The sequence below is a fragment of the Pseudomonas sp. 05N431 genome, assembly GCF_056397005.1.
This window is the reverse complement of the sequence record NZ_JBFTMN010000022.1, coordinates 1-21,748: the sequence shown is the minus strand read 5'-3', so window position 1 is coordinate 21,748 and position 21,748 is coordinate 1. Positions and strand designations below refer to the sequence as shown.

The following is a 21,748-nucleotide window of genomic DNA, read 5'->3' as shown; positions in this document are numbered from 1 at the left end:
CCGCGCAGCGGTCGTAAAATCTGCGACAATCGCCCCCCTGCGCCACTAGACGACCTTTGCGTACCTGATGACTGACGAATCGCCTTCAATCGACAAACTGCTGAAAAACCTCGACCACGCCATGCTTGCCGACCGCCACCGGCTGCGGCGGCAGTTGCTCGAGCTGCGCAAGAAACCCGACGAGGCCAAGCTGGCCCTGTGGGTGACGCGCATGCAAGCGTCCTGCGACCAGGTGCTGGCGCGGCGTGCCAGCCTGCCGCTGATTCGTTACGACGACAGCCTGCCGATCGCCGCCAAGCGCGACGAAATCAAGGAAGCGCTGCTCAAGCATCAGGTGCTGATCATTGCTGGCGAAACCGGCTCGGGTAAAACCACCCAACTGCCGAAGATCTGCCTGGAAATCGGTCGCGGCCAGCACGGTCTCATCGGCCACACCCAGCCGCGTCGAATTGCTGCGCGCAGCGTCGCGAGCCGGGTGGCCGAAGAGCTGGCGACGCCGCTCGGGGCCTTGGTCGGCTATCAGGTGCGGTTCGAGGATCAGAGCGATGCCAACACCCTGATCAAACTGATGACCGACGGCATCCTGTTGGCGGAAACCCAGAACGACCGCTACCTCGAACGCTACGACACGATCATCGTCGACGAAGCCCACGAACGCAGCCTGAACATCGACTTCCTGCTCGGTTACCTGAAAACCCTGCTGCCGCGTCGCCCGGACCTCAAAGTCATCATCACTTCGGCGACCATCGATCTTGAGCGCTTCTCCAAGCATTTCGATGATGCGCCGATTGTCGAGGTCTCGGGCCGTACGTTCCCGGTGGACACCTGGTATCGGCCGTTGACGCTGGAGCAGGACGAAGAGGGCAACCGGGTCGAAGACGACCTGACCGTGGATCAGGCGATCCTCGCCACCCTCGACGAAATTGCCGCATACGAGCGCAGCGAACGCCGCAGTCCCGGCGACGTGCTGGTGTTCCTGCCCGGCGAGCGCGAGATTCGTGATGCGGCGGACATGCTGCGCAAGGCCCAGCTCAAGCACACCGAAATTCTGCCGTTGTATGCACGGCTGTCACCGGCCGAGCAGCAGCGGATTTTCCAGTCCCATCCGGGCCGTCGCGTGGTGCTGGCGACCAACGTCGCGGAAACCTCGCTGACCGTGCCGGGCATTCGTTACGTGATCGACAGCGGTACGGCGCGCATCAGCCGCTACAGCTACCGGGCCAAGGTCCAGCGCCTGCCGATCGAGGCGATTTCCCAGGCCAGCGCCAACCAGCGTAAAGGCCGTTGCGGACGGGTCGAGCCGGGCATTTGCATCCGTCTGTACAGCGAAGAAGATTTCATCGGTCGGCCGGAATTTACCGACCCGGAAATCCTCCGTACCAACCTGGCGGCGGTGATTTTGCAGATGCTCCATCTGCGCCTCGGGGAAATCACCGATTTCCCGTTTATCGAGCCGCCGGATGGCAAGGCCATCAGCGACGGTTTCAACCTGCTGCAAGAGCTCTCGGCAGTCGATCGCAACAGCCAACTGACGCCGCTCGGCCGGCAACTGGCGCGGTTGCCGGTGGACCCGCGCATGGGTCGGATGTTGCTCGAAGCGGCGAAACTCGGCAGCTTGCAGGAAGTGCTGATCGTCGCCAGTGCGATGTCGATCCAGGACCCGCGCGAGCGTCCACCGGAGCGCCAGCAGGCCGCCGATCAGGCCCACGCACAATGGAAAGACGTGGACTCGGATTTCGCCGGGCTGGTCAATCTGTGGCGTGGCTTTGAAGAGCAACGCCAGGCCCTGACCGCCAGTCCGCTGCGCAATTGGTGCCGCAAGAATTTCCTGAATTACCTGCGCCTGCGCGAGTGGCGTGATTCTCATCGCCAGTTGAGCCTGATCTGCCGCGACATGCAGCTGAGCCTGAACAAAGAGCCAGCGGACTACCCGAAGCTGCACAAAGCGGTGTTGTCCGGGTTGCTCAGCCAGATCGGCCAGAAAACCGAAGACGGCGATTACCTGGGCGCGCGTCAGCGGCGCTTCTGGATTCACCCGTCATCGGGCCTGGGCAAGAAGCGTCCGCAATGGCTGATGACCGCTGAACTGGTGGAAACCACCAAGCTCTATGCGCGCATGGTGGCGAAGATCGAGCCGGACTGGATCGAGCCGCTGGCCGGGCACCTGATCAAGAAGAACCACTTCGAACCGCATTGGGAGAAGAAGCGTGGACAGGTCGTGGCCTACGAGCAAATCACCCTGTTCGGGTTGATCGTGGTCGGTCGCCGGCCCGTGCATTACGGGCCGATCGATCCTGTCACCTCGCGTGAACTGTTTATCCGCGAAGCGCTGGTGCGGGGCGAGATTCAGTCGAAAGCCAAGTGTCTGTCTGCCAATGAGCAATTGTTGGAACAGCTCGATGAACTGGAGGCCAAGGCCCGTCGTCGTGACATTCTGGCGGACGAGGAAACCCTGTTTGCCTTCTACGACGCGCGCTTGCCGGCAGAAATCCATCAGACCGCGACTTTCGACAGCTGGTATCGGATCAACAGCCAGAAAGACCCGCAATTGCTGATCATGCGTGAAGAAGACGTGCTGGCCCGCGAAGCCAGCGAAGTCACCGCCGCGCATTACCCGGACACCCTGCGTCTGGGCGATCTGACCTTGCCGTTGAGCTATCACTTCGAGCCTAACCATCCCCGCGATGGCGTGACCTTGCGCGTACCGGCACCGCTGTTGCCGATGCTGCCGCCGGAACGCCTGGAATGGCTGGTGCCGGGGGTGATCGAAGCCAAGTGCATCGCGCTGGTGCGTAACCTGCCCAAGGCCTTGCGCAAGAACTTTGTGCCGGTGCCGGACTTCGTCAAAGCGGCGTTGCAGCGAGTCACTTTCGCCGATGGTTCCCTGCCGCAGGCATTGGGTCGCGAACTGTTGCGCATGACCGGTGCGCGGGTCAGTGACGAGGCCTGGGTGGAAGCGTCGCAGCAGGTTGAAAGTCATCTGCGGATGAACCTGGAAATCGTCGATGGCCAGGGCAAGTTCCTCGGCGAAGGCCGTGATCTGGCCGAGCTGACCGCACGTTTCGCCGAGGCCAGTCAGGCTGCTTTGGCGGTACCACAGACGGCGAAAAGCCAACAGCCGGTGGAGGCCAAGGTCTTCGCCGCGGTGGCCGAGAAAACCCAGCAGAAGATCGCCGGGCTGTCGATGACGGTCTACCCGGCGCTGGTGGAGGAGGCGGGCACCGTTAAGGAGGGGCGTTTTTCGACTCCGGCCGAGGCCGAGTTCCAGCATCGTCGGGCGTTGCAGCGGTTGCTCATGCAGCAACTGGCCGAACCGGCGAAGTTCTTGCGCGGCAAGCTGCCGGGGCTCACCGAACTGGGCTTGATGTACCGCGAGCTGGGGCGTATCGACAGTCTGGTGGAAGACATCCTGCTGGCGAGCCTCGACAGCTGCATTCTCGACGGCGAAGCAAGCTTGCCGCGTGACGGCGCCGGTTTGGCCTCGCTGGCCGAGCGCAAGCGTGGTGCGTGGACCGAGCATGCCGAGCGTCTGGCGAAACTGACGCTGGAAACGCTCAAGCTCTGGCACGCTTTGCAGAAACGCTTCAAAGGCAAGATCGACCTGGCGCAAGCGGTGGCGCTGAACGACATCAAGCAGCAGCTCAGTCATCTGGTGTATCCGGGGTTTGTCCGTGAAACCCCGATGCAGTGGCTCAAGGAGTTGCCGCGTTATCTCAAGGCTGTCGAGCAGCGCTTCGAGAAACTCGGCGCTCAGGTGCAGAAGGACCGGGTCTGGAGCGGTGAGTTGTCCGGTCTCTGGACCCAATACCAGACCCGCGCCAACAAGCATGCGCAGGAAGGCAAACGCGATCCGCAGCTTGAACTCTATCGCTGGTGGCTGGAGGAATACCGGGTTTCGCTGTTCGCCCAGCAATTGGGGACCAAAGTGCCGATCTCCGACAAACGATTGAGCAAACAGTGGACCCAGGTCGAACCCTAGAACCGAGGCTTGCACAATACCCTGTGGGAGCGAGCTTGCTCGCGATGAGGCCATCACCTTCAACACCTGGTTGAATCTTAGGCCGCCATCGCGAGCAAGCTCGCTCCCACATTAGGCACTCCGTTACTCTTGCAAAAGGGGCCAAACGCCGATGTTTATGGCAAACTTCGCTGTTATAAACACCGGCCCCGCATATTTGAGCCTCGCAACCCGGGCGGATCGGTATAACGCGATGCCAGGTTGATGCCCTTTGACGGTATAGACCCTTTATGTGTTGGTACGTCGGTGCCAACACTTTCTGCCTGAACGGATTAGAGAAACGACCATGCATAATGTCGTCATCAGCGGCACCGGCCTGTACACCCCGGCCAACAGCATCTCCAACGAAGAGCTGGTGCAGTCTTTCAATGCTTACGTCACTCAGTTCAATGCTGACAACGCTGACGCCATCGAGCGCGGTGAAGTGCAAGCGTTGACCGAATCCAGCGCCGCCTTTATCGAAAAAGCCTCGGGGATCAAAAGCCGCTTTGTCATGGACAAGGACGGCATTCTCGATCCAAAGCGCATGGCACCTCGTTTGCCCGAGCGTTCCAATGACGAATGGTCGGTGCTTTGCCAGATGGCCATTGGCGCTGCCGAGCAAGCCCTGCAACGCGCCGGCAAGACGGCGGCGGACATCGACGGGGTGATCGTTGCCTGCTCCAACCTGCAACGCGCCTATCCGGCCATTGCCATCGAAGTCCAGGAAGCACTGGGTATCGAAGGTTTCGGTTTTGACATGAACGTGGCCTGTTCCTCGGCGACCTTCGGCATTCAGGCTGCCGCCAACAGCGTACAGCTGGGCCAGGCCCGGGCGATCCTGATGGTCAACCCGGAAGTCTGCACCGGTCACCTGAACTTCCGCGACCGCGACAGCCACTTCATCTTCGGCGACGCCGCCACTGCGGTAATCATTGAACGTGCCGACCTGGCCACGTCCAAGTACCAGTTCGACGTTGTCAGCACCAAGTTGCTGACCAAGTTCTCCAACAATATTCGCAACAACTTCGGCTTCCTCAACCGCGCGGCGGAAGAGGGCATCGGTGCCCGTGACAAACTCTTCGTCCAGGAAGGTCGCAAGGTGTTCCGCGATGTCTGCCCGATGGTCGCGGAGCTGATCGCCACCCACCTGGACGAGAACAAGCTGAACATCAGCGACGTGAAGCGTTTCTGGCTGCACCAGGCCAACCTCAGCATGAACCACCTGATCGTCAAGAAGCTGCTGGGCCGCGAAGCCACCGAAGAAGAAGCCCCCGTGATTCTCGACACGTATGCCAACACCAGCTCTGCAGGTTCAGTGATTGCTTTTCACAAGAACCAGGACGATTTACCAGCCGGTTCGCTGGCGGTACTCAGCTCGTTTGGTGCCGGTTATTCGATTGGCAGCGTGATTCTGCGCAAGCGCTGAGTTGCGAAGGGCAGTGACAAGCCTGAGTCATGCACCCACAGGAAATCAGTATTGATGACTGACGACACGCAACTGCTCGGACGCCTGCTGGCGGGCGAGCAGCAGGCTTTCAAGGAGTTGGTCAGCACCTACCAGAGCGCCATGCGGGCGGTGGCTTATGCCATCGTCGGTAACCGGCATGCCGACGAAGTGGTGCAGGATGCCTGGCTGTCGGTGGTGCGCAACCTGAACGGGTTCGAGGGGCGTTCCAGCCTCAAGACCTGGCTGTTGACCATCACCGCTAACGCAGCAAAAGGGCGATACAAACAAAACCGCCGGGAAGTGCTGCTCGATGACCTGCCGTCGCCCCACGGCACCATCGATGATGATCGTTTCTCCGCCGCTGATGGCCACTGGCTGGTGGCGCCGTTCAGCTGGCATCAGGACACCCCGGAAGCGCTGCTCACCGAAAACGAACTGCGTGAATGCCTGGAGCACACCTTGCTCAGCCTGTCGGAACTGCAAAGCAGTGTGTTGCTGTTGCGTGAGCGCCAGGGCCTGGAGCTGGAGGAGATTTGTAATCTTCTGGAGATCTCGCTCTCCAATGTTCGTGTGCTACTGCACCGCGCACGGTTGAAGGTGTTTGCAACCGTGGAGCATTTTGAGGAGACAGGCGAATGTTGACCTGTAAGGAACAAGTAGCGCGGTCCAGCGATTATCTCGATGGCCAGTTGAGCTTTCGTGAGCGGCTGATGGTGCGCCATCATTTGATGTTTTGCCCCAATTGCCGACGGTTCATCCGACAGATGCGCCTGATGCAGGCGACCTTGCGCGTCATGCCCGAAAAACCGGTTCCCGGTGTCGACGAGCTCGCCGCGCGCCTGGCCGCCGAACGTCAAAAGGGTAAGCAGTAATTTCAGGTCACACCTCCCTCAGACTTCGTTTTGACCCCGCTTCGGCGGGGTTTTTATTTCGGCAAGGGCGGGGATGGGCGATACTCGGCGGGTCTGTAGGCAACAACCGCTGGGGAACAGGATGCCGTTACACGTTTTGGACAGTCTTTCCGCCATCGCGCCTCAAGAGTGGGACGCGCTGGTGCCCGAGACTCAACCGTTTCTGCGTCACGCTTTTCTCGGGGCGCTGGAAGACAGTGGCAGCCTGGGGCCGCAGTCCGGCTGGCAGCCGGAGCATCTGCTGCACATCGAAGACGGTCATCTGCTCGCGGCATTGCCGAGTTACCGCAAATGGCATTCCTACGGCGAATACGTGTTCGATCATGCCTGGGCCGATGCTTGCGAACGCGCCGGGATCGATTACTACCCCAAATTGTTGACGGCTGTGCCGTTCAGCCCGGTCAGCGGGCCACGGTTGTTGGCGGCGAATGTGCAGGATGGTTTCGAACTGCTGAACAGCGTCCCGGGCTATCTGGAAATTGAAGGGCTCTCCAGCGCCCATATCAACTTTACCGACGCCTTCACCGACGCGGCATTGGCCGAGCAACCGGGCTGGTTGCAACGTATCGGTTGCCAGTACCACTGGCAGAATCGCGGCTATCGGGACTTTCAGGACTTCCTCGACGCGCTCAGTTCACGCAAGCGCAAGCAGATGCGCAAGGAGCGTGAGCAAGTGGCGGGGCAGGGCATCGAATTTGAATGGCTTGAGGGGCATCAACTCGACCAGGCACAGTGGGATTTCGTCTACGCCTGCTACGCCAACACCTATGCGGTGCGTCGGCAGTCGCCGTACCTGACGCGGGAGTTTTTCAGCCTATTGGCTGAACGCATGCCCGAAGCCATTCGGGTGGTGCTGGCCAAACAAGGATCACGGCCGGTGGCCATGGCCTTCAGCCTGGTCGGTGGCGATAGTTTTTATGGACGGTACTGGGGTTGCCTGGCGGAGTTCGATCGCCTGCACTTCGAGACCTGTTTCTATCAAGGCATGGACTACGCCATCGCCAACGGTTTTCAGCGTTTCGATGCCGGTGCCCAAGGCGAGCACAAATTGATTCGTGGTTTTGAACCGGTGATCACCCATTCCTGGCACTACTTGCGTCACCCGGGATTGAAGTCGGCGGTGAAGGATTTTCTTGAGCGCGAACGTTTGGGTGTCATGGGCTATGCAGAAGAGGCGAAGAGCGCCTTGCCCTATCGACAGGGCTGATTTCAGAGGACTCCGGTGCTTTTTTGATGTTGAACATTGTCCTTCAGAATCGCAGGTCTTATGTGGGAGCGAGCTTGCTCGCGATGCAGGCGCTGCGGTAAATCAGATACGCCGCGTCATCGTTCTTCGCGAGCAAGCTCGCTCCCACAGGATTAGCGTCGATCTCGACACTCAATCGATGCCGACAAACCCACCGGTCTGGTGCTGCCACAGCCGCGCATACAACCCGCCATGGGCCAGCAATTCGGCGTGGCTGCCGGTTTCGGCGATCCGGCCTTTTTCCAGCACCACCAGGCGATCCATCCGCGCAATGGTCGACAGCCGGTGAGCGATGGCGATCACGGTCTTGCCCTGCATCAGGGTTTCCAGGCTTTCCTGAATCGCCGCTTCGACTTCCGAGTCCAGCGCCGAAGTGGCTTCGTCCATGATCAGGATCGGCGCATCCTTGAGCAGCACCCGGGCGATGGCGATCCGTTGGCGCTGGCCGCCGGAGAGTTTCACCCCGCGTTCACCGACATGAGCATCGAAGCCGGTGCGCCCTTCAGCGTCCGACAGCAACGGGATGAACTCGTCGGCGCGGGCCTTGCGGACTGCCTCCCAGAGCTCTTCGTCGGTGGCGTCGGGTTTGCCGTAAAGCAGATTCTCACGGATCGAACGGTGCAGCAGCGAGGTGTCCTGAGTGATCATGCCGATCCGCTCGCGCAGGCTTTCCTGAGCCACGCTGGCGATGTTCTGCCCATCGACCAGGATCTGCCCGCTCTGCAGGTCGTAGAGGCGCAGCAGCAGATTGACCAGTGTCGATTTGCCGGCGCCTGAAGGACCGATCAAACCGATTTTTTCACCGGGTTTGATGCTCAGGTTGAGGTCGTCGATGATTCCGCTTTTCTTGCCATAGTGAAACGTCACGTGTTCGAAACGCACTTCGCCACGGCCCACTTCCAGGCGCGGCGCCGGTTCGCGGTCGGTGACGCTGATCGGTTGGGCGATGGTTTGCAGGCCGTCCTGGACCATCCCGATGTTTTCGAAGATGCCGTTGACCACCCACATGATCCAGCCCGACATGTTGACGATGCGGATCACCAGGCCGGTGGCCAGGGCAATGGCACCGACCGAGATCAGCGACTGGGTCCACAGCCACAGCGCTAGGCTCGTGGTGCCGACGATCAGCAGGCCGTTCATGCTGGTGATGACCACGTCCATGCTGGTGACGACGCGGCCGGCCAGTTGGGATTTTTCGGTCTGCTCGGCGATGGCTTCGCGGGCGTATTGCTGTTCGAAGTTGGTGTGGGCGAAGAGCTTCAGCGTGGTGATGTTGGTGTAGCCGTCGACGATCCGGCCCATGAGCTTGGAGCGCGCATCGGAGGACACCACCGAACGCTCCTTGACCCGAGGCACGAAGTAGCACAGTGCGCCGATGTAGCAGGCGATCCACGTCAGCAGCGGGATCATCAGGCGCCAGTCGGCTTCGGCGAACAGCACCAGCGAGCTGATCGCGTAGATCAGCACATGCCATAACGCGTCGACAGCTTGCACCGCCGAGTCGCGCAAGGAGTTGCCGGTCTGCATGATCCGTTGGGCGATGCGCCCGGCGAAATCGTTCTGGAAAAAATTCAGGCTCTGTTTGAGCACGTAACTGTGGTTTTGCCAGCGAATCATGCTGGTCATGCCGGGGCTCAGGGTTTGATGCACCAGCAGGTCATGCAGGCCGACGAATATCGGCCGCAGAAAAAGTGCGACCACCGCCATCCAGGCCAACTCGACGCCGTGGATTTTGAAGAAGTCCGTATTTGGCGTGCCTTGGGCCAGATCGATGATTCGACTCAGGTAACTGAACAACGCCACTTCGATCAGCGCGCCGATCAAACCGACAACCAACAGCGCGGCAAAGCTCGGCCAGACCTGACGTAAATAATAGGTATAGAAGGGGAGAACCCGGCTCGGCGGTGCCGCCGTTGGAGCGTCACGGAAAATATCGATCAGTTTTTCGAAACGACGATAGAGCATCAGATAAACGCCCGCGTACGGGCTCTCCTTTTTTCGATGCGAGCGGCTCGGTGAACACACCGCTGCCGCTCGGGACGCCTAATGCAGTTTAGTCGATGCGCTTGGCCGACTTGATCAGCACCGGGTCGATGGGCACATTCTGCATGCCTTGTTTGGTGGTGGTTGGCGAGTTGACGATGATGTCGACGACATCCATGCCTTTCACGACTTTGGCGAATACCGCGTAACCGGCATCGCGGCCCGGGTCGAGGAAGTCGTTGTCCTTGACGTTGATGAAGAACTGGCTGGTGGCCGAATCCGGATCGGAAGTGCGCGCCATCGACAAGGTGCCACGCACGTTATGCAGGCCGTTGCTGGCTTCGTTCTTGATCGGTGCATCGGTAGGCTTCTGTTGCATCGACGTCGTGAAACCGCCGCCCTGAGCCATGAAGCCCGGAATCACACGGTGGAAAATGGTGTTGTTGTAGAAACCTTTGTCGACGTAAGCGAGAAAGTTCTTGGTACTGATCGGCGCCTTGACCGGGTCCAGTTCGATTTCGATCTGGCCGTTGGTCGTTTCCAGCAGCACGTGCGGCGCCGGGGCGGCCATCAGGTTGGCGGCGAACAGTACGGAGCCTGCGACGAGGGCGATTTTTTTCAGCATGGGTCAGTGATCCTGGGTAGTGGTGTCGACTGCGGTTAGAAATTCAAGCAGGGTTTGGTTGAAACGGTGTGGCTGGTCCAATGGCGTTGCGTGGCGTGAATCTTCGATCACCACCAACCGCGCATCGGGCAGCAGTTTTACATAGGCCTCTTTCAGCGCTACCGGCGTGTAGTCGCGGTCGGCGCTGACAATCAGGGTTGGACAGGTGACTTTCGCCAGTCGTTCCTGAACCCCCCAACCGACAATGGCATTGAAGCTGGCGAGATAAGCACGTTTGTCGTTTTTTGCCCAGCGCTCGGCCATTTTTTGCCGCAGCTCGGCCTGTTCAGGCTTGGGGAACAGCTTGCCGCCCAGGGCCGTGCCGATGGTGCGCAGACTGAGCAGACGGATCAGGCTCCAGCGCTTGAACCACTGCCAGTAATCATCCGCCGTGCGGACTTTGACCTCGGGGGCACTGTTGACGATGCACAGGCTTTTAAGCAGCGAGGGTTGGTCCACCGCCAGCTGAAAACCGATCATCCCGCCCATGGACAACCCGACCAGATGCGCCGGGCCGAGGTTCAGGTACTCGATCAGTGCGATCAGATCAGCGCTGAAACCGGCAATGCTGTAGCGCTCGCGGGGTTTGTCGGAGCGGCCATGGCCGCGAACATCCGGGACGATCACCCGGTAACGGGTCGAGAGCTCCGGGATCTGTTTTTCCCAGTCCAGCGTGCTCGAGCCCAGCCCGTGAACCAGCAACAGCGGCGTGCCGTGGCCATATTCCTCGTAGTGCAAGGTGCAACCTTCATGTTCGAAGTAGGCCATCGCGCAACTCCTTGTCAGGCTTGTTCCGGGGCCGCGAACGGCGCATCCAGCGGTGCGGTGTCGAAGGTACGCAGCAACTCGATGAGAATCTGCGTCGCCGGGCCCAAGGGTTTGTCCTTGTTCGAATACAGATAGAAGCTCGGGTTTCGACTGCCGCCCTGATCCAACGGTAGCAGCTTGAGCGTACCTTCCTTCAGCTCCCGCTCAATCATGTGCCGGGGCAACCAGGCGAAGCCCAGGCCGCTGCTGACAAAAGTCGCGGCGGTGGCGAGGCTGCCGACGGTCCAGCGCTGTTCAGCGCCGAGCCAGCCGACGTCCCGTGGCTGCTGCCGACCGGAGTCGCGAATCACCACTTGCATCTGGGTTTCCAGATCCTGGAAATTCAGCTCGCGGTTGAGACGATGCAGCGGGTGTTCGGGGTGGGCCACGGCCACAAATTCTACGTCGCTCAACTCCGCACCAAGGTAACCGGGAATGCTGAAGCCGGTGATGGCCAGGTCGGCTACGCCTTCGAGCAAGACTTCCTCGACCCCGGACAATACTTCTTCGCGCAGACGCACCCGGCAGCCGCGGCTTTGCGGCATGAACGCGGTCAAGGCGCGGACGAGGCGGGCGCTCGGATAAGCGGCGTCGACCACCAGCCGCACTTCCGCCTCCCAGCCTTGCTCCATGTGGTGCGCCAGATCTTCAAGCTGACTGGCCTGTTTGACCAGTTGCCGGGAGCGGCGCAGCAGCACGCCGCCGGCTTCGGTCAGCACTGCCTTACGGCCGTCGATGCGCAGCAGCGGCACACCGAGCTGGTCCTGCATGCGCGCGACGGTATAGCTGACGGAGGACTGCGAACGGTGCAGCACTTCGGCGGCCTGGGCGAAACCACCGTGGTCGACCACGGCCTGAAGTGTTCGCCATTGATCAAGGGTCACGCGGGGCGCTTTCATGAGGAGCTCCTCTTGTCCTAAGCTGGCAGCTTCCATTGGAGGCTGCCGAATGAAAAAAATCTGTTGTGTGGTGCTGGCGATGTTGCCGCTGACCGCGTTTGCCTACCCCATCGATGTACAAAAAGAACTCAACGGCCTGAAAATCGACTACACCACCCATGACACCGCACGCGACATGGGCGCCATTACGCTGAACAACTCCAGCGGTAAAGCTGCCGAATGCACAGTGGCATTCCGCAATGGCCCGGAATTACCGCGTACTCGCCGCGTGAGCCTGGAGGCAGGCAAAAGCGCCGACCTCTCGGCCAGGTTCAACCGTGAAATCATCAAGCTGTACATCACCCTGACCTGCAAACCCAAATAAGGGCTGTTGCACAGGCGGGGCAGATACGCTCCGCTTATAAACGAATTTATTGATGGTTTATAGCAGTTATTTGTGCTTTTTCATCGATACAACACTGTTTAATCTCCACTCCATCGACTTACAGCATTCACCGATGGAGGCTACATCCCATGTCCCGCGTTCTGATCATCGAAAGCAGTGCCCGCCAGCAAGACTCGGTATCGCGTCAGCTGACCCAAACCTTCATCAGCCAATGGAAAGCCGCACACCCGGCCGACCAGATCACCGTTCGTGACCTGGCGACCCATCCGGTTCCACACCTGGATGCCAACTTGCTGGGCGGCTGGATGAAGCCTGCCGAGCAGCGCAACGAAACCGAACAGTCGTCGCTGGAGCGCTCCAACCAGTTGACCGACGAATTGCTGGCCGCCGACGTCCTGGTCATGGCCGCACCGATGTACAACTTCGCGATCCCAAGCACATTGAAAGCCTGGCTCGACCACGTGCTGCGCGCCGGTGTGACCTTCAAGTACACCGAAACCGGCCCGCAAGGTCTGCTCAGCGGCAAGCGTGCTTATGTGTTGACTGCTCGCGGTGGCATCTACGCCGGTAGCACCTCCGATCACCAGGAACCGTACCTGCGTCAGGTCATGGCATTCATCGGCATCCACGACGTCACCTTCATTCACGCCGAAGGCATGAATCTGGGCGGTGACTTCCATGAAAAGGGCCTGAACCAGGCCAACGCCAAGCTTGCCCAGGTCGCTTGAGCCGTTAATCGCCAGATAATCACCTGATGGTTAAGTAGCTCCCGTACCTCCTTCAAACCGGTTCGCGCATCGAACCTCCCTTTGCACTTGTTGCTCCTGAGTGCTCTAGCCCGATTGAACGCTTTAGCGAGATCGGGCTTTTTTTTGCCTGCGATTTTGTGGCCGGGCAAAAAACTAATGTGGGAGCGAGCTTGCTCGCGAAGACGGAGTGCCAGTCGACATCGTTGTTGAATAACACACCGCTATCGCGAGCAAGCTCGCTCCCACAGGTTTTTGTGTAGTGGCGGAGTGTTCGCGATAACGGGCAAAACCCGTTATCGTCGCCGCCATTCGAAACGAGGCGAGCATGGGCTATCTACTTTTTGTCACGCTGATTCAGGCGTTTTCCTTCAGTTTGATCGGTGAATACCTGGCCGGTCATGTCGACAGCTATTTCGCGGTACTGGTGCGGGTGTTGCTGGCGGGGCTGGTGTTCATTCCGTTGACGCGCTGGCGTCAGGTGGAGCCGGCATTCATGCGCGGGATGCTGTTGATCGGCGCGTTGCAATTCGGCGTGACCTACGTCTGCCTGTACCTGAGTTTCCGCGTACTGACCGTGCCGGAAGTCTTGCTGTTCACCATTCTCACGCCATTGCACGTGACCTTGATCGAGGATGCGCTGAACCGCCGCTTCAATCCCTGGGCGCTGGTGGCGGCATTGGTCGCGGTGCTCGGCGCGGCGGTGATCCGTTTTGACCGGATCAATCCGGACTTCTTCATGGGGTTTTTGCTGCTGCAACTGGCCAACTTCACCTACGCCGCAGGCCAGGTGCTGTACAAACATCTGGTGGCGCGCCATCCGAGCGACCTGCCGCATTATCGGCGCTTCGGTTACTTCTACCTCGGCGCGTTGGCCGTGGCCCTGCCGGCGTTTCTGCTGTTCGGTAAACAGAACTTCCTGCCAGAAGCACCCTTGCAGTGGGGCGTGCTGGTGTTCCTCGGACTGGTGTCCACCGCGTTGGGGTTGTACTGGTGGAACAAGGGCGCTTGTCTGGTCAACGGCGGGACACTGGCGGTGATGAACAACCTGCACGTGCCGGTGGGGCTGCTGATCAACTTGCTGATCTGGAATCAGCATGAAGAGCTGGGGCGGTTGTTGCTGGGCGGTTCGGTGATTCTGGCAGCAGTGTGGATTAGCCGGTTGGGTGTACAGAAGCAGTTGGCTACACACTAAACCCCCTGTGGGAGCGAGCTTGCTCGCGATAGCGGTGTGACAGCCAACACTCATGTCGACTGACACTCAGACATCGCGAGCAAGCTCGCTCCCACAAGGGATATGTGCAGCTACATCGAGTATTTTTCAGGCTCGGGGATGTGGCTCGCGCCGAGTACTGCCGGGAGTAATCCGGCCCTGAGATCCCCGCCGCTCGGTTGCTGATACAGGCTCAAGCCAAACTCCGGCAACACCGCCAACAGATAATCAAAAATATCACCCTGAATCCGCTCGTAATCAGCCCACGCCGTGGTGCGAGTGAAGCAGTAGATTTCCAGCGGAATGCCCTGGGCCGTGGTTTGCATCTGGCGGACCATGCAGGTCATGTTCGGTTGAATTTCCGGATGGCTCTTCAAATACGCCAACGCATAAGCGCGAAAGGTTCCAATGTTGGTCATCCGCCGGCGGTTGGCCGACATCGCCGCGACGTTGCCCTGGGCCTCGTTCCAGCTCTTGAGCTCGGCCTGTTTGCGGTTGATGTAATCGGTGAGCAAGCGCACCTGGGTCAACTTCTGTTCTTCATCGTCATGGATGAAGCGCACGCCACTGGCGTCGATGAACAGGCTGCGCTTGATCCTTCGGCCGCCTGACTGCTGCATGCCGCGCCAGTTCTTGAACGATTCGGACATCAAGCGCCAGGTCGGGATCGAGACGATGGTCTTGTCGAAATTCTGCACCTTGACCGTGTGCAGGGTGATATCCACCACATCACCGTCGGCGCCCACTTGCGGCATTTCGATCCAGTCGCCAACCCGCAGCATGTCGTTGCTGGTCAGCTGCACACTGGCGACGAACGACAGCAGGGTGTCCTTGTAGACCAACAGAATCACCGCCGACATCGCGCCCAGACCCGAGAGCAGCAACAGCGGCGAACGGTCGATCAGGGTTGCGACGATGATGATCGCGCCGAACACGAACAGCACCATTTTCGCCAGTTGCACGTAACCTTTGATCGAGCGTGTGCGGGCATGTTCGGTGCGTGCGTAGATGTCCAGCAAGGCGTTGAGCAGGGCGCTCATTGCCAGCACCAAAAACAGGATGGTGAAGGACAGGGCGACGTTGCCGAGAAAATTCTGAATGGTTTTGCTCAGTTCCGGCACCAGGTTCAAACCGAACTGGATCACCAGCGACGGGGTCATTTGCGCCAGGCGATGGAACACCTTGTTCTGGAACAAATCGTTGAACCACTGCATCGCCGGTTGCCGGCCAAGCAATTTGACGGCGTGCAGCACCACATAGCGCGCCACTCGTCCGAGCAGCAAGGCGATCACCAACAACACCATCAGCGCCAGGCTGGAATGCAGAAGCGGGTGCTGGTCGAGAGCGCCCCAGAGGTCTTGGGTATTGAGCCAGAGCTGTTTGAGATCCATGGGTTAAAACGATTCTTCTGTGGGACGAGAGGGGGCGATTAGAGCATTTAAGACGCATCGAGTTACGTTCAGGGACAAATCCGCTAACAAAATCGCCATTGTTTGCGTCCGTTTGCATAAAGAAACTCGGCCTTCGCGCTCGAAACCGTTACCCTATGCAGCTGATTTTTTGTATTTCTTCGAGGTAGCACCCGTGTTTTCCCAATTCGCCCTGCACGAACGCCTGCTCAAAGCCGTGGCCGAGCTTAAATTTGTCGAGCCAACGCCAGTGCAAGCAGCGGCCATCCCGCTCGCGCTCCAAGGGCGTGACCTGCGGGTGACTGCGCAAACCGGTAGCGGCAAAACCGCTGCATTCGTATTGCCGATCCTCAACCGTTTGATCGGACCGGCCAAAATCCGTGTCAGCATCAAGACCCTGATCCTGCTGCCGACCCGCGAGCTGGCCCAGCAGACCATCAAGGAAGTGGAACGCTTCGCGCAGTTCACCTTCATCAAGTCCGGCCTGATCACCGGCGGTGAAGACTTCAAGGTCCAGGCAGCCATGCTGCGCAAGGTGCCGGACATCCTGATCGGCACTCCGGGCCGGATGATCGAGCAACTGAACGCCGGCAACCTCGACTTGAAAGAAGTTGAAGTGCTGGTGCTCGACGAAGCCGACCGCATGCTCGACATGGGCTTTGCCGAAGACGTACAGCGTCTGGTCGACGAATGCACCAACCGTCAGCAGACCATGCTGTTCTCCGCGACGACTGGTGGTTCGGGCTTGCGCGAGATGATCGCCAAGGTCCTGAACAACCCTGAGCACTTGCAGCTCAATGCCGTCAGCCAGTTGAACGACACCACCCGTCAGCAAATCATCACCGCAGACCACAACCAGCACAAAGAACAGATCGTTAACTGGTTGCTGGCCAACGAGACCTACCAGAAGGCCATCGTCTTCACCAACACCCGGGCCATGGCCGACCGTATCTACGGCCGCTTGGTGGCGCAGGAGTACAAAGCGTTCGTCTTGCACGGTGAGAAAGACCAGAAGGATCGCAAACTGGCGATCGATCGCCTGAAGCAGGGCGGGGTCAAGATTCTCGTCGCCACCGACGTTGCCGCTCGCGGCCTGGACGTGGAAGGCCTGGACCTGGTGATCAACTTCGACATGCCGCGCAGCGGCGACGAATACGTTCACCGTATCGGTCGTACCGGTCGTGCCGGCAACGATGGCCTGGCCATCTCGCTGATCTGCCACGGCGACTGGAACCTGATGTCGAGCATCGAGCGCTACCTCAAGCAGAGCTTCGAGCGCCGTACCATCAAGGAAGTCAAAGGCACCTACGGCGGACCGAAAAAGGTCAAGGCCTCGGGCAAAGCCGTTGGGGTGAAGAAGAAAAAGGTCGACGCCAAAGGCGACAAGAAAAAGACCGGAGCCAAGGCACCGACCAAACGCAAGATCGCCAACCGCCCGAAGACCGACGCCCTGTCGCTGGTCAGCAAGGACGGCATGGCGCCGCTCAAGCGCCGCAAGCCGCAAGCACCGGCCGCTGAATAACGCGCCTTGGCGATCTCATAAAAAACCCGGACAGTGTCCGGGTTTTTTCATTTTTGGCCTATGGCGATCTTGAGATCGAGCCTCGCTCCTCGTACTCACGCAGCCAGAAGCTCCACAGGTTTTTGAGGCCATAAATTTCGAGCGGTGAAGGTATGTGTCAATAAAGACATATTTCGCAACAAATTGGTGCCCGACTTATTGACGTCAGAATGATGGCAACTTAACATTGCGCCATCATATTGATATCACTTGTCGTCTCGAGGGATCGAACATGTACCTGCACACCCTCGGGAAGAGGTTGTGTGCGGCTTTGCCGTGTCTATTGCTGTGTTTCACCAGCGTAAACCTTGCCCACGCCGCACCCACCCCCGGTGAAACCGACCTGATCCGCGAACGTCAGGATCGTCTGCTCGAAGAACAGCGCCGACGTCTCGAAGAGCTTAAGGAACTGCCCGGCAAAGCGGCCAAACCGACGGCCCCTACAGCCCCAGCCGATACCCGCTGCTTCCCGATCAAAGACATCGACCTCAAAGGCGCCGACAGCCTTTCGGCCCGTGAGCGCGAGCGTTTGCTCAAGCCTTACATCGGCCAGTGCCTGGGCGTCACCCAGCTCAACGAGCTGCTGAAAGTCATTACCGATCACTACCTCGAGAAAGGTCTGGTGACCAGTCGTGCCTACTTGCCGCAGCAGGATTTGTCTGCCGGTCATTTGAAGGTGCTGGTGGTCGAGGGCCAGCTCGAAGGGATCAAAGCCGCGGAGGGCAGCAAGCTGTCGGACCGTGAATTGTCCATGGCTTTCCCAGGCAAGACCGGTGAGCTGGTCAACCTGCGCGAGATCGAGCAACTGGTCGATCAGTTGAACCGTTTGCCGTCGAATCAGGCACAGATGGAGTTGGCACCCGGTAAAGCCGTGGGCGGCAGCGAAGTGCTGGTCAAGAACACCCCGCAAAAGCCCTGGCGCGCCGGTTTGTCGCGCAGTAACGAAGGCCAGCGCAGCACCGGCGAGCAGCAGTGGGGCACGACCTTTGACTGGGACAACCCGCTGGGCGTGGCCGATCAGCTGTCATTGCGTGGCGGCCACGATGTGGACCGCGATCCCCAGCGCACCTCGAAAAACGTCATGCTCGATTACAGCTTGCCTTGGGGCTGGTGGAATTTCGACTACAGCTACAGCCAGAGCGATTACCGCTCGCAGATTGCCGCCAATGGCTACAACTTCAGACAGACCGGCGACAGCAAGACTCACCAGTTCAAGGCCGAGCGTGTGATCTATCGCGATGCCGTGAGCAAGACGTCCTTGAGCGCCGGCGTGTCCCACTTGCGCAGCAACAATTTCATCGAAGGCAGCAAGCTGGCCCTGAGCAGCAACCACCTGAGCGAAGCGCAGTTCGGGATCAACCACGGGCGGCGTATCGGCTCGGCCTTCGTCAACCTCGACCTGGGCATGCAGAAAGGCATCGGCGCCTTCGATGCCCAGAGCAACGGTCACCCTGGCCCTGGGGACGCGGATGCGCGGTACCGCAAATACACCGGCACCCTGAGCTACCTGCAGCCGTTCAAACTCTGGGGCGAGTCGCTGAGCTTCAGCAGTTTGATGACCGGCCAGCGCAGCGAGGACGTGCTGTTCAGCCCGCAGCGCACCAGCCTGGGCGGGCTGTCGTCGATCCGTGGTTACAAGGACCAGTCGTTGTCCGGTGACAGCGGTGGTTACTGGCGCAACGACCTGCGCTGGAGTCGTCCGGTGAACTGGGAGTGGCTGCGTCCGGTGTTCGCTGAATACGGCACCAGCCTGGGGTACGACCAGGGCGTGATCAGTCATGGCCGCTACAACGGCGAGCAACATGGGCGGATGTCGAGTGACTCGATCGAGATCTTCGCCAAAGGCCAGCACGTGTCCGCCAGCGTGACCTTCGCTCATTCCCTGGAACGCCCGGACGCCCTGACCGAGCGCGAAGCACCGATCTATTTCCGCGTGGATTTCTCCCTCTAACTTTCCGTTTAGTCGAGACCTGAATATGGACGTTCGCCAACTGGCCTTTCTGGCCGGCCAGCCTTCTGCTGCCGTGATTCCCCGTGAACGTTTCATGGGCATGCCGAAACGCGGTCTGGCGTTCCTGCTGGCCAACGTCATGTTCTGGCAACCGATGTGGGCGCAGGCAGACGGCATCGTGGTCAGCGCGCCGGGAACCAGCCTGGATCGCGCCGGCAATGGCGTGCCGATCGTCAACATCGCCACACCCAACGCGACGGGTCTCTCGCACAACCAGTTCCACGACTACAACGTCACCTTGCAAGGCTTGATCCTCAACAACGGTTCAACCCAGACTTCGGCTACCCAACTGGGTGGGTACATCGTCGGCAACCCGAACCTGAAGAACAGCGGCTCGGCACAAACCATCCTCAACGAAGTCAACGGCGGCAGTCCCAGCCAGTTGAACGGTTACACCGAAGTGGCAGGGCAGTCGGCACGGGTGATCGTCGCCAACCCCTATGGCATCAGCTGCAACGGCTGCGGATTTATCAACACCCCGCGAGTGACCTTGACCACCGGCAAACCGGTGCTCGACAACGGTCGACTGGATCATTTCCAGGTCGATCAGGGCAGCGTCTCCATCGACGGCGCCGGGATCAATGCCACCAACGTCGACCGTTTCGAAATCATCACCCGCAGCGCCAAGATCAACGCGCAGATCCAGGCGAATAACCTGACCATCGTTGCCGGTCGCAACGACGTCAACGCCGACACTCTCAACGCCACGGCGCGGGCCAATGACGGCAGCGCCAAGCCGGAGCTGGCGATCGACTCCTCGGCCCTCGGCGGCATGTACGCCGGCGCGATCAAACTGGTCGGCACCGAAGCCGGCGTCGGGGTGAAGCTCGACGGCAAACTGATCGCCAGCGGCGGCGATATCCAGCTCGATGCCAACGGCCAGTTGAGCCTGGCCGACACCTCGGCGGCCAATGGCGCAGTAAATATCAAAGCCGCCAGCCTCAATGCCCAAGGACCGATTTACGCCGGCAGCTCCCTCACCGTGCAAACCCAGGGCGACCTGAGCAACCAGCAAACCCTCGCCGCTCGCGACAGCATCAACCTGAGTGCCGGCGGCCAGTTGACCAACAACGGCATCATCGAAGCCGGGGTCAACGCCGACACCAGCCGCAATGCCAGCGGTGACGTGAACATCAGTGCACAGAACTTCAACAACAGCGGCAAAAGCGTCGTCGCCAGCCGCAACCTGACGGTCAACACCGCGCAAACCCTGACCAACCAGGGCGGCACTTTAAGTGCGAAACAAGGCGCGAGCATCAACGCCGGGACGCTGGATAACCAGAACAAGGGGCGGGTGCTGAGCACCGGTAGCCTGAACCTCAACGCCAATCAGTTGCTCAATGCCCAGGGCGGACTGGTGACCAGCAACGGCGAACTGGTCGCCAATGTGGGAGCACTGAGTAACGGCGCTGCTGAAATCTCCAGCCTTGCCGGGGTTACCTTGAATGTTGCGTCTCTGGATAACGTCGCCGGACTGATGTCGGCCGGCAGCACCCTGAATATCAACGCCAGCGGTGCCTTCAACAATCAGCACGGTCGCCTGGCTGCCCAGCAGCGCCTGCAAGTTACGGCGGCATCCCTGGATAACAGCCAACAAGGCTCGATCATCAGCCAAGGCACCTTGGGCCTGACGGCTTTCGGTGCACTGGACAACCATCAAGCGGGCACGATCCAGAGCACCGGCAGCGCGGTGATCAACAGTGGCAGTCTGGATAACCATCAAGCAGGCCTGCTCACCAGCAGCAACGCTTTGAACCTGACCTCCGGCCAGGTGAACAACAGCGAAGGTGGACGCATCGCCAGCGCCATGGCACTGACCGCCAGTGTCAGCGGTCTGGACCAGCACAATCAGGGCCAATTGAGCGGCGCCACGGGCCTGACCCTAGACCTGAACCACGGCCTGCTCAACAACCAGAATGCCCTGATCACCACCCCCGGCGCGCTGCTGCTGAAGAACCTGAATGCGGTGGTTAACCAGGGCGGTGAAATCTCCAGCAAACAAGTCTTCACGTTGGCGGCTGCCAGCCTGGATAACAGCGCCGGCGGCAAGGTCCTCAGCGAGCAATACCTCACGCTGCTGATCAACCAGACGTTGAACAATTTCAAAGGCCAGGTTGCCAGTAATGGACTGACGATCAACGCCAACAGCCTGCTCAACACCACGGGCGTGCTGTCCAGCCAGGCTGGGATGAACCTCACCAGCGCCAGCCTCGACAATGGCCAGCAAGGCAATATCTATAGCAAAGGTCCGCTGTCGATCAGTACTGGCGCCCTGCAGAACCAGAGCGGCCAGATATCCAGCGATAACACCCTCAACCTGACTGCCGCCCAAGTGGACAACAGTCTGGGCGGTCGCATCGCCAGCGCCATGGCCCTGACCGCCAGCGTCAGTGGTCTCGATCAACATGACCGGGGCCAACTCAGCAGCAATACCAGCCTCTCCCTTGACCTGAACAACGGCGTGCT

At 59.8% G+C, this 21,748-nt stretch carries 16 protein-coding genes; 11 read left to right on the top strand and 5 right to left on the bottom strand.

Going from position 1 to position 21,748, the window contains the following annotated elements:
• Positions 1-67 precede the first annotated feature (67 nt).
• The 5 genes from hrpA (at position 68) to AC1DIG_RS26095 (ending at position 7,565) form a co-directional block, all read left to right on the top strand.
• Entirely contained in the window at positions 68-3,979 is a 3,912-nt protein-coding gene (hrpA, locus tag AC1DIG_RS26115; RefSeq protein WP_477769622.1) for an ATP-dependent RNA helicase HrpA, read from the top strand.
• 325 nt (positions 3,980-4,304) lie between these two features.
• On the top strand, positions 4,305-5,426 hold the full coding sequence (locus tag AC1DIG_RS26110) for a beta-ketoacyl-ACP synthase III (RefSeq protein ID WP_477769621.1): 1,122 nt from the start codon (positions 4,305-4,307) through the stop codon (positions 5,424-5,426).
• Between the two features lie 54 nt (positions 5,427-5,480).
• A complete protein-coding gene (locus AC1DIG_RS26105) occupies positions 5,481-6,089 on the top strand; it encodes an RNA polymerase sigma factor (RefSeq protein ID WP_477769620.1) in 609 nt (202 codons plus the stop codon).
• Entirely contained in the window at positions 6,083-6,319 is a 237-nt protein-coding gene (locus tag AC1DIG_RS26100; RefSeq protein ID WP_477769619.1) for an anti-sigma factor family protein, read from the top strand. Before AC1DIG_RS26105 ends, AC1DIG_RS26100 begins: the two co-directional genes overlap by 7 nt.
• Positions 6,320-6,440: 121 nt before the next feature.
• Complete coding sequence (locus tag AC1DIG_RS26095; RefSeq protein WP_477769618.1) at positions 6,441-7,565, top strand: GNAT family N-acetyltransferase; 1,125 nt, start codon at positions 6,441-6,443, stop codon at positions 7,563-7,565.
• A gap of 171 nt (positions 7,566-7,736) precedes the next feature.
• On the opposite strand, the gene AC1DIG_RS26090 is transcribed toward AC1DIG_RS26095, so the two are convergent.
• From AC1DIG_RS26090 to AC1DIG_RS26075, 4 genes are all read right to left on the bottom strand, one after another.
• Entirely contained in the window at positions 7,737-9,569 is a 1,833-nt protein-coding gene (locus AC1DIG_RS26090; RefSeq protein ID WP_477769617.1) for an ABC transporter ATP-binding protein, read from the bottom strand.
• Between the two features lie 88 nt (positions 9,570-9,657).
• Positions 9,658-10,212: a peptidylprolyl isomerase gene (locus tag AC1DIG_RS26085; protein WP_477769616.1), complete on the bottom strand. Its 555-nt coding sequence runs from the start codon at positions 10,210-10,212 to the stop codon at positions 9,658-9,660.
• 3 nt (positions 10,213-10,215) lie between these two features.
• A complete protein-coding gene (locus AC1DIG_RS26080; protein ID WP_477769615.1) occupies positions 10,216-11,019 on the bottom strand; it encodes an alpha/beta fold hydrolase in 804 nt (267 codons plus the stop codon).
• A gap of 14 nt (positions 11,020-11,033) precedes the next feature.
• Entirely contained in the window at positions 11,034-11,957 is a 924-nt protein-coding gene (locus tag AC1DIG_RS26075) for a PA3225 family LysR-type transcriptional regulator (protein ID WP_477769614.1), read from the bottom strand.
• A gap of 49 nt (positions 11,958-12,006) precedes the next feature.
• Here AC1DIG_RS26075 and AC1DIG_RS26070 point away from each other — a divergent pair, with 49 nt between their 5' ends.
• From AC1DIG_RS26070 to AC1DIG_RS26060, 3 genes are all read left to right on the top strand, one after another.
• Entirely contained in the window at positions 12,007-12,321 is a 315-nt protein-coding gene (locus AC1DIG_RS26070; protein ID WP_477769613.1) for a 3-phosphoglycerate kinase, read from the top strand.
• A gap of 149 nt (positions 12,322-12,470) precedes the next feature.
• Positions 12,471-13,070 (top strand): FMN-dependent NADH-azoreductase, encoded by a 600-nt coding sequence (locus AC1DIG_RS26065; protein WP_054596217.1) that lies wholly within the window; start codon positions 12,471-12,473, stop codon positions 13,068-13,070.
• Between the two features lie 346 nt (positions 13,071-13,416).
• On the top strand, positions 13,417-14,283 hold the full coding sequence (locus AC1DIG_RS26060) for a carboxylate/amino acid/amine transporter (protein WP_477769612.1): 867 nt from the start codon (positions 13,417-13,419) through the stop codon (positions 14,281-14,283).
• Positions 14,284-14,393: 110 nt separating this feature from the next.
• Here AC1DIG_RS26060 and AC1DIG_RS26055 read toward each other — a convergent pair whose 3' ends face one another.
• On the bottom strand, positions 14,394-15,692 hold the full coding sequence (locus AC1DIG_RS26055; protein ID WP_477769611.1) for a mechanosensitive ion channel family protein: 1,299 nt from the start codon (positions 15,690-15,692) through the stop codon (positions 14,394-14,396).
• A 193-nt stretch (positions 15,693-15,885) separates the two neighbouring features.
• Here AC1DIG_RS26055 and AC1DIG_RS26050 point away from each other — a divergent pair, with 193 nt between their 5' ends.
• From AC1DIG_RS26050 to AC1DIG_RS26040, 3 genes are all read left to right on the top strand, one after another.
• Positions 15,886-17,232 carry a DEAD/DEAH box helicase gene (locus AC1DIG_RS26050; RefSeq protein WP_477769610.1) on the top strand — a complete coding sequence of 449 codons (1,347 nt, stop codon included), beginning with the start codon at positions 15,886-15,888 and terminating at the stop codon, positions 17,230-17,232.
• 271 nt (positions 17,233-17,503) lie between these two features.
• Positions 17,504-19,222, top strand: coding sequence for a ShlB/FhaC/HecB family hemolysin secretion/activation protein (locus tag AC1DIG_RS26045; protein ID WP_477769609.1), 1,719 nt, complete (start codon positions 17,504-17,506; stop codon positions 19,220-19,222).
• A 25-nt stretch (positions 19,223-19,247) separates the two neighbouring features.
• On the top strand, positions 19,248-21,748 hold a 2,501-nt coding region (locus AC1DIG_RS26040), incomplete at its 3' end, for a two-partner secretion domain-containing protein (protein ID WP_477769608.1).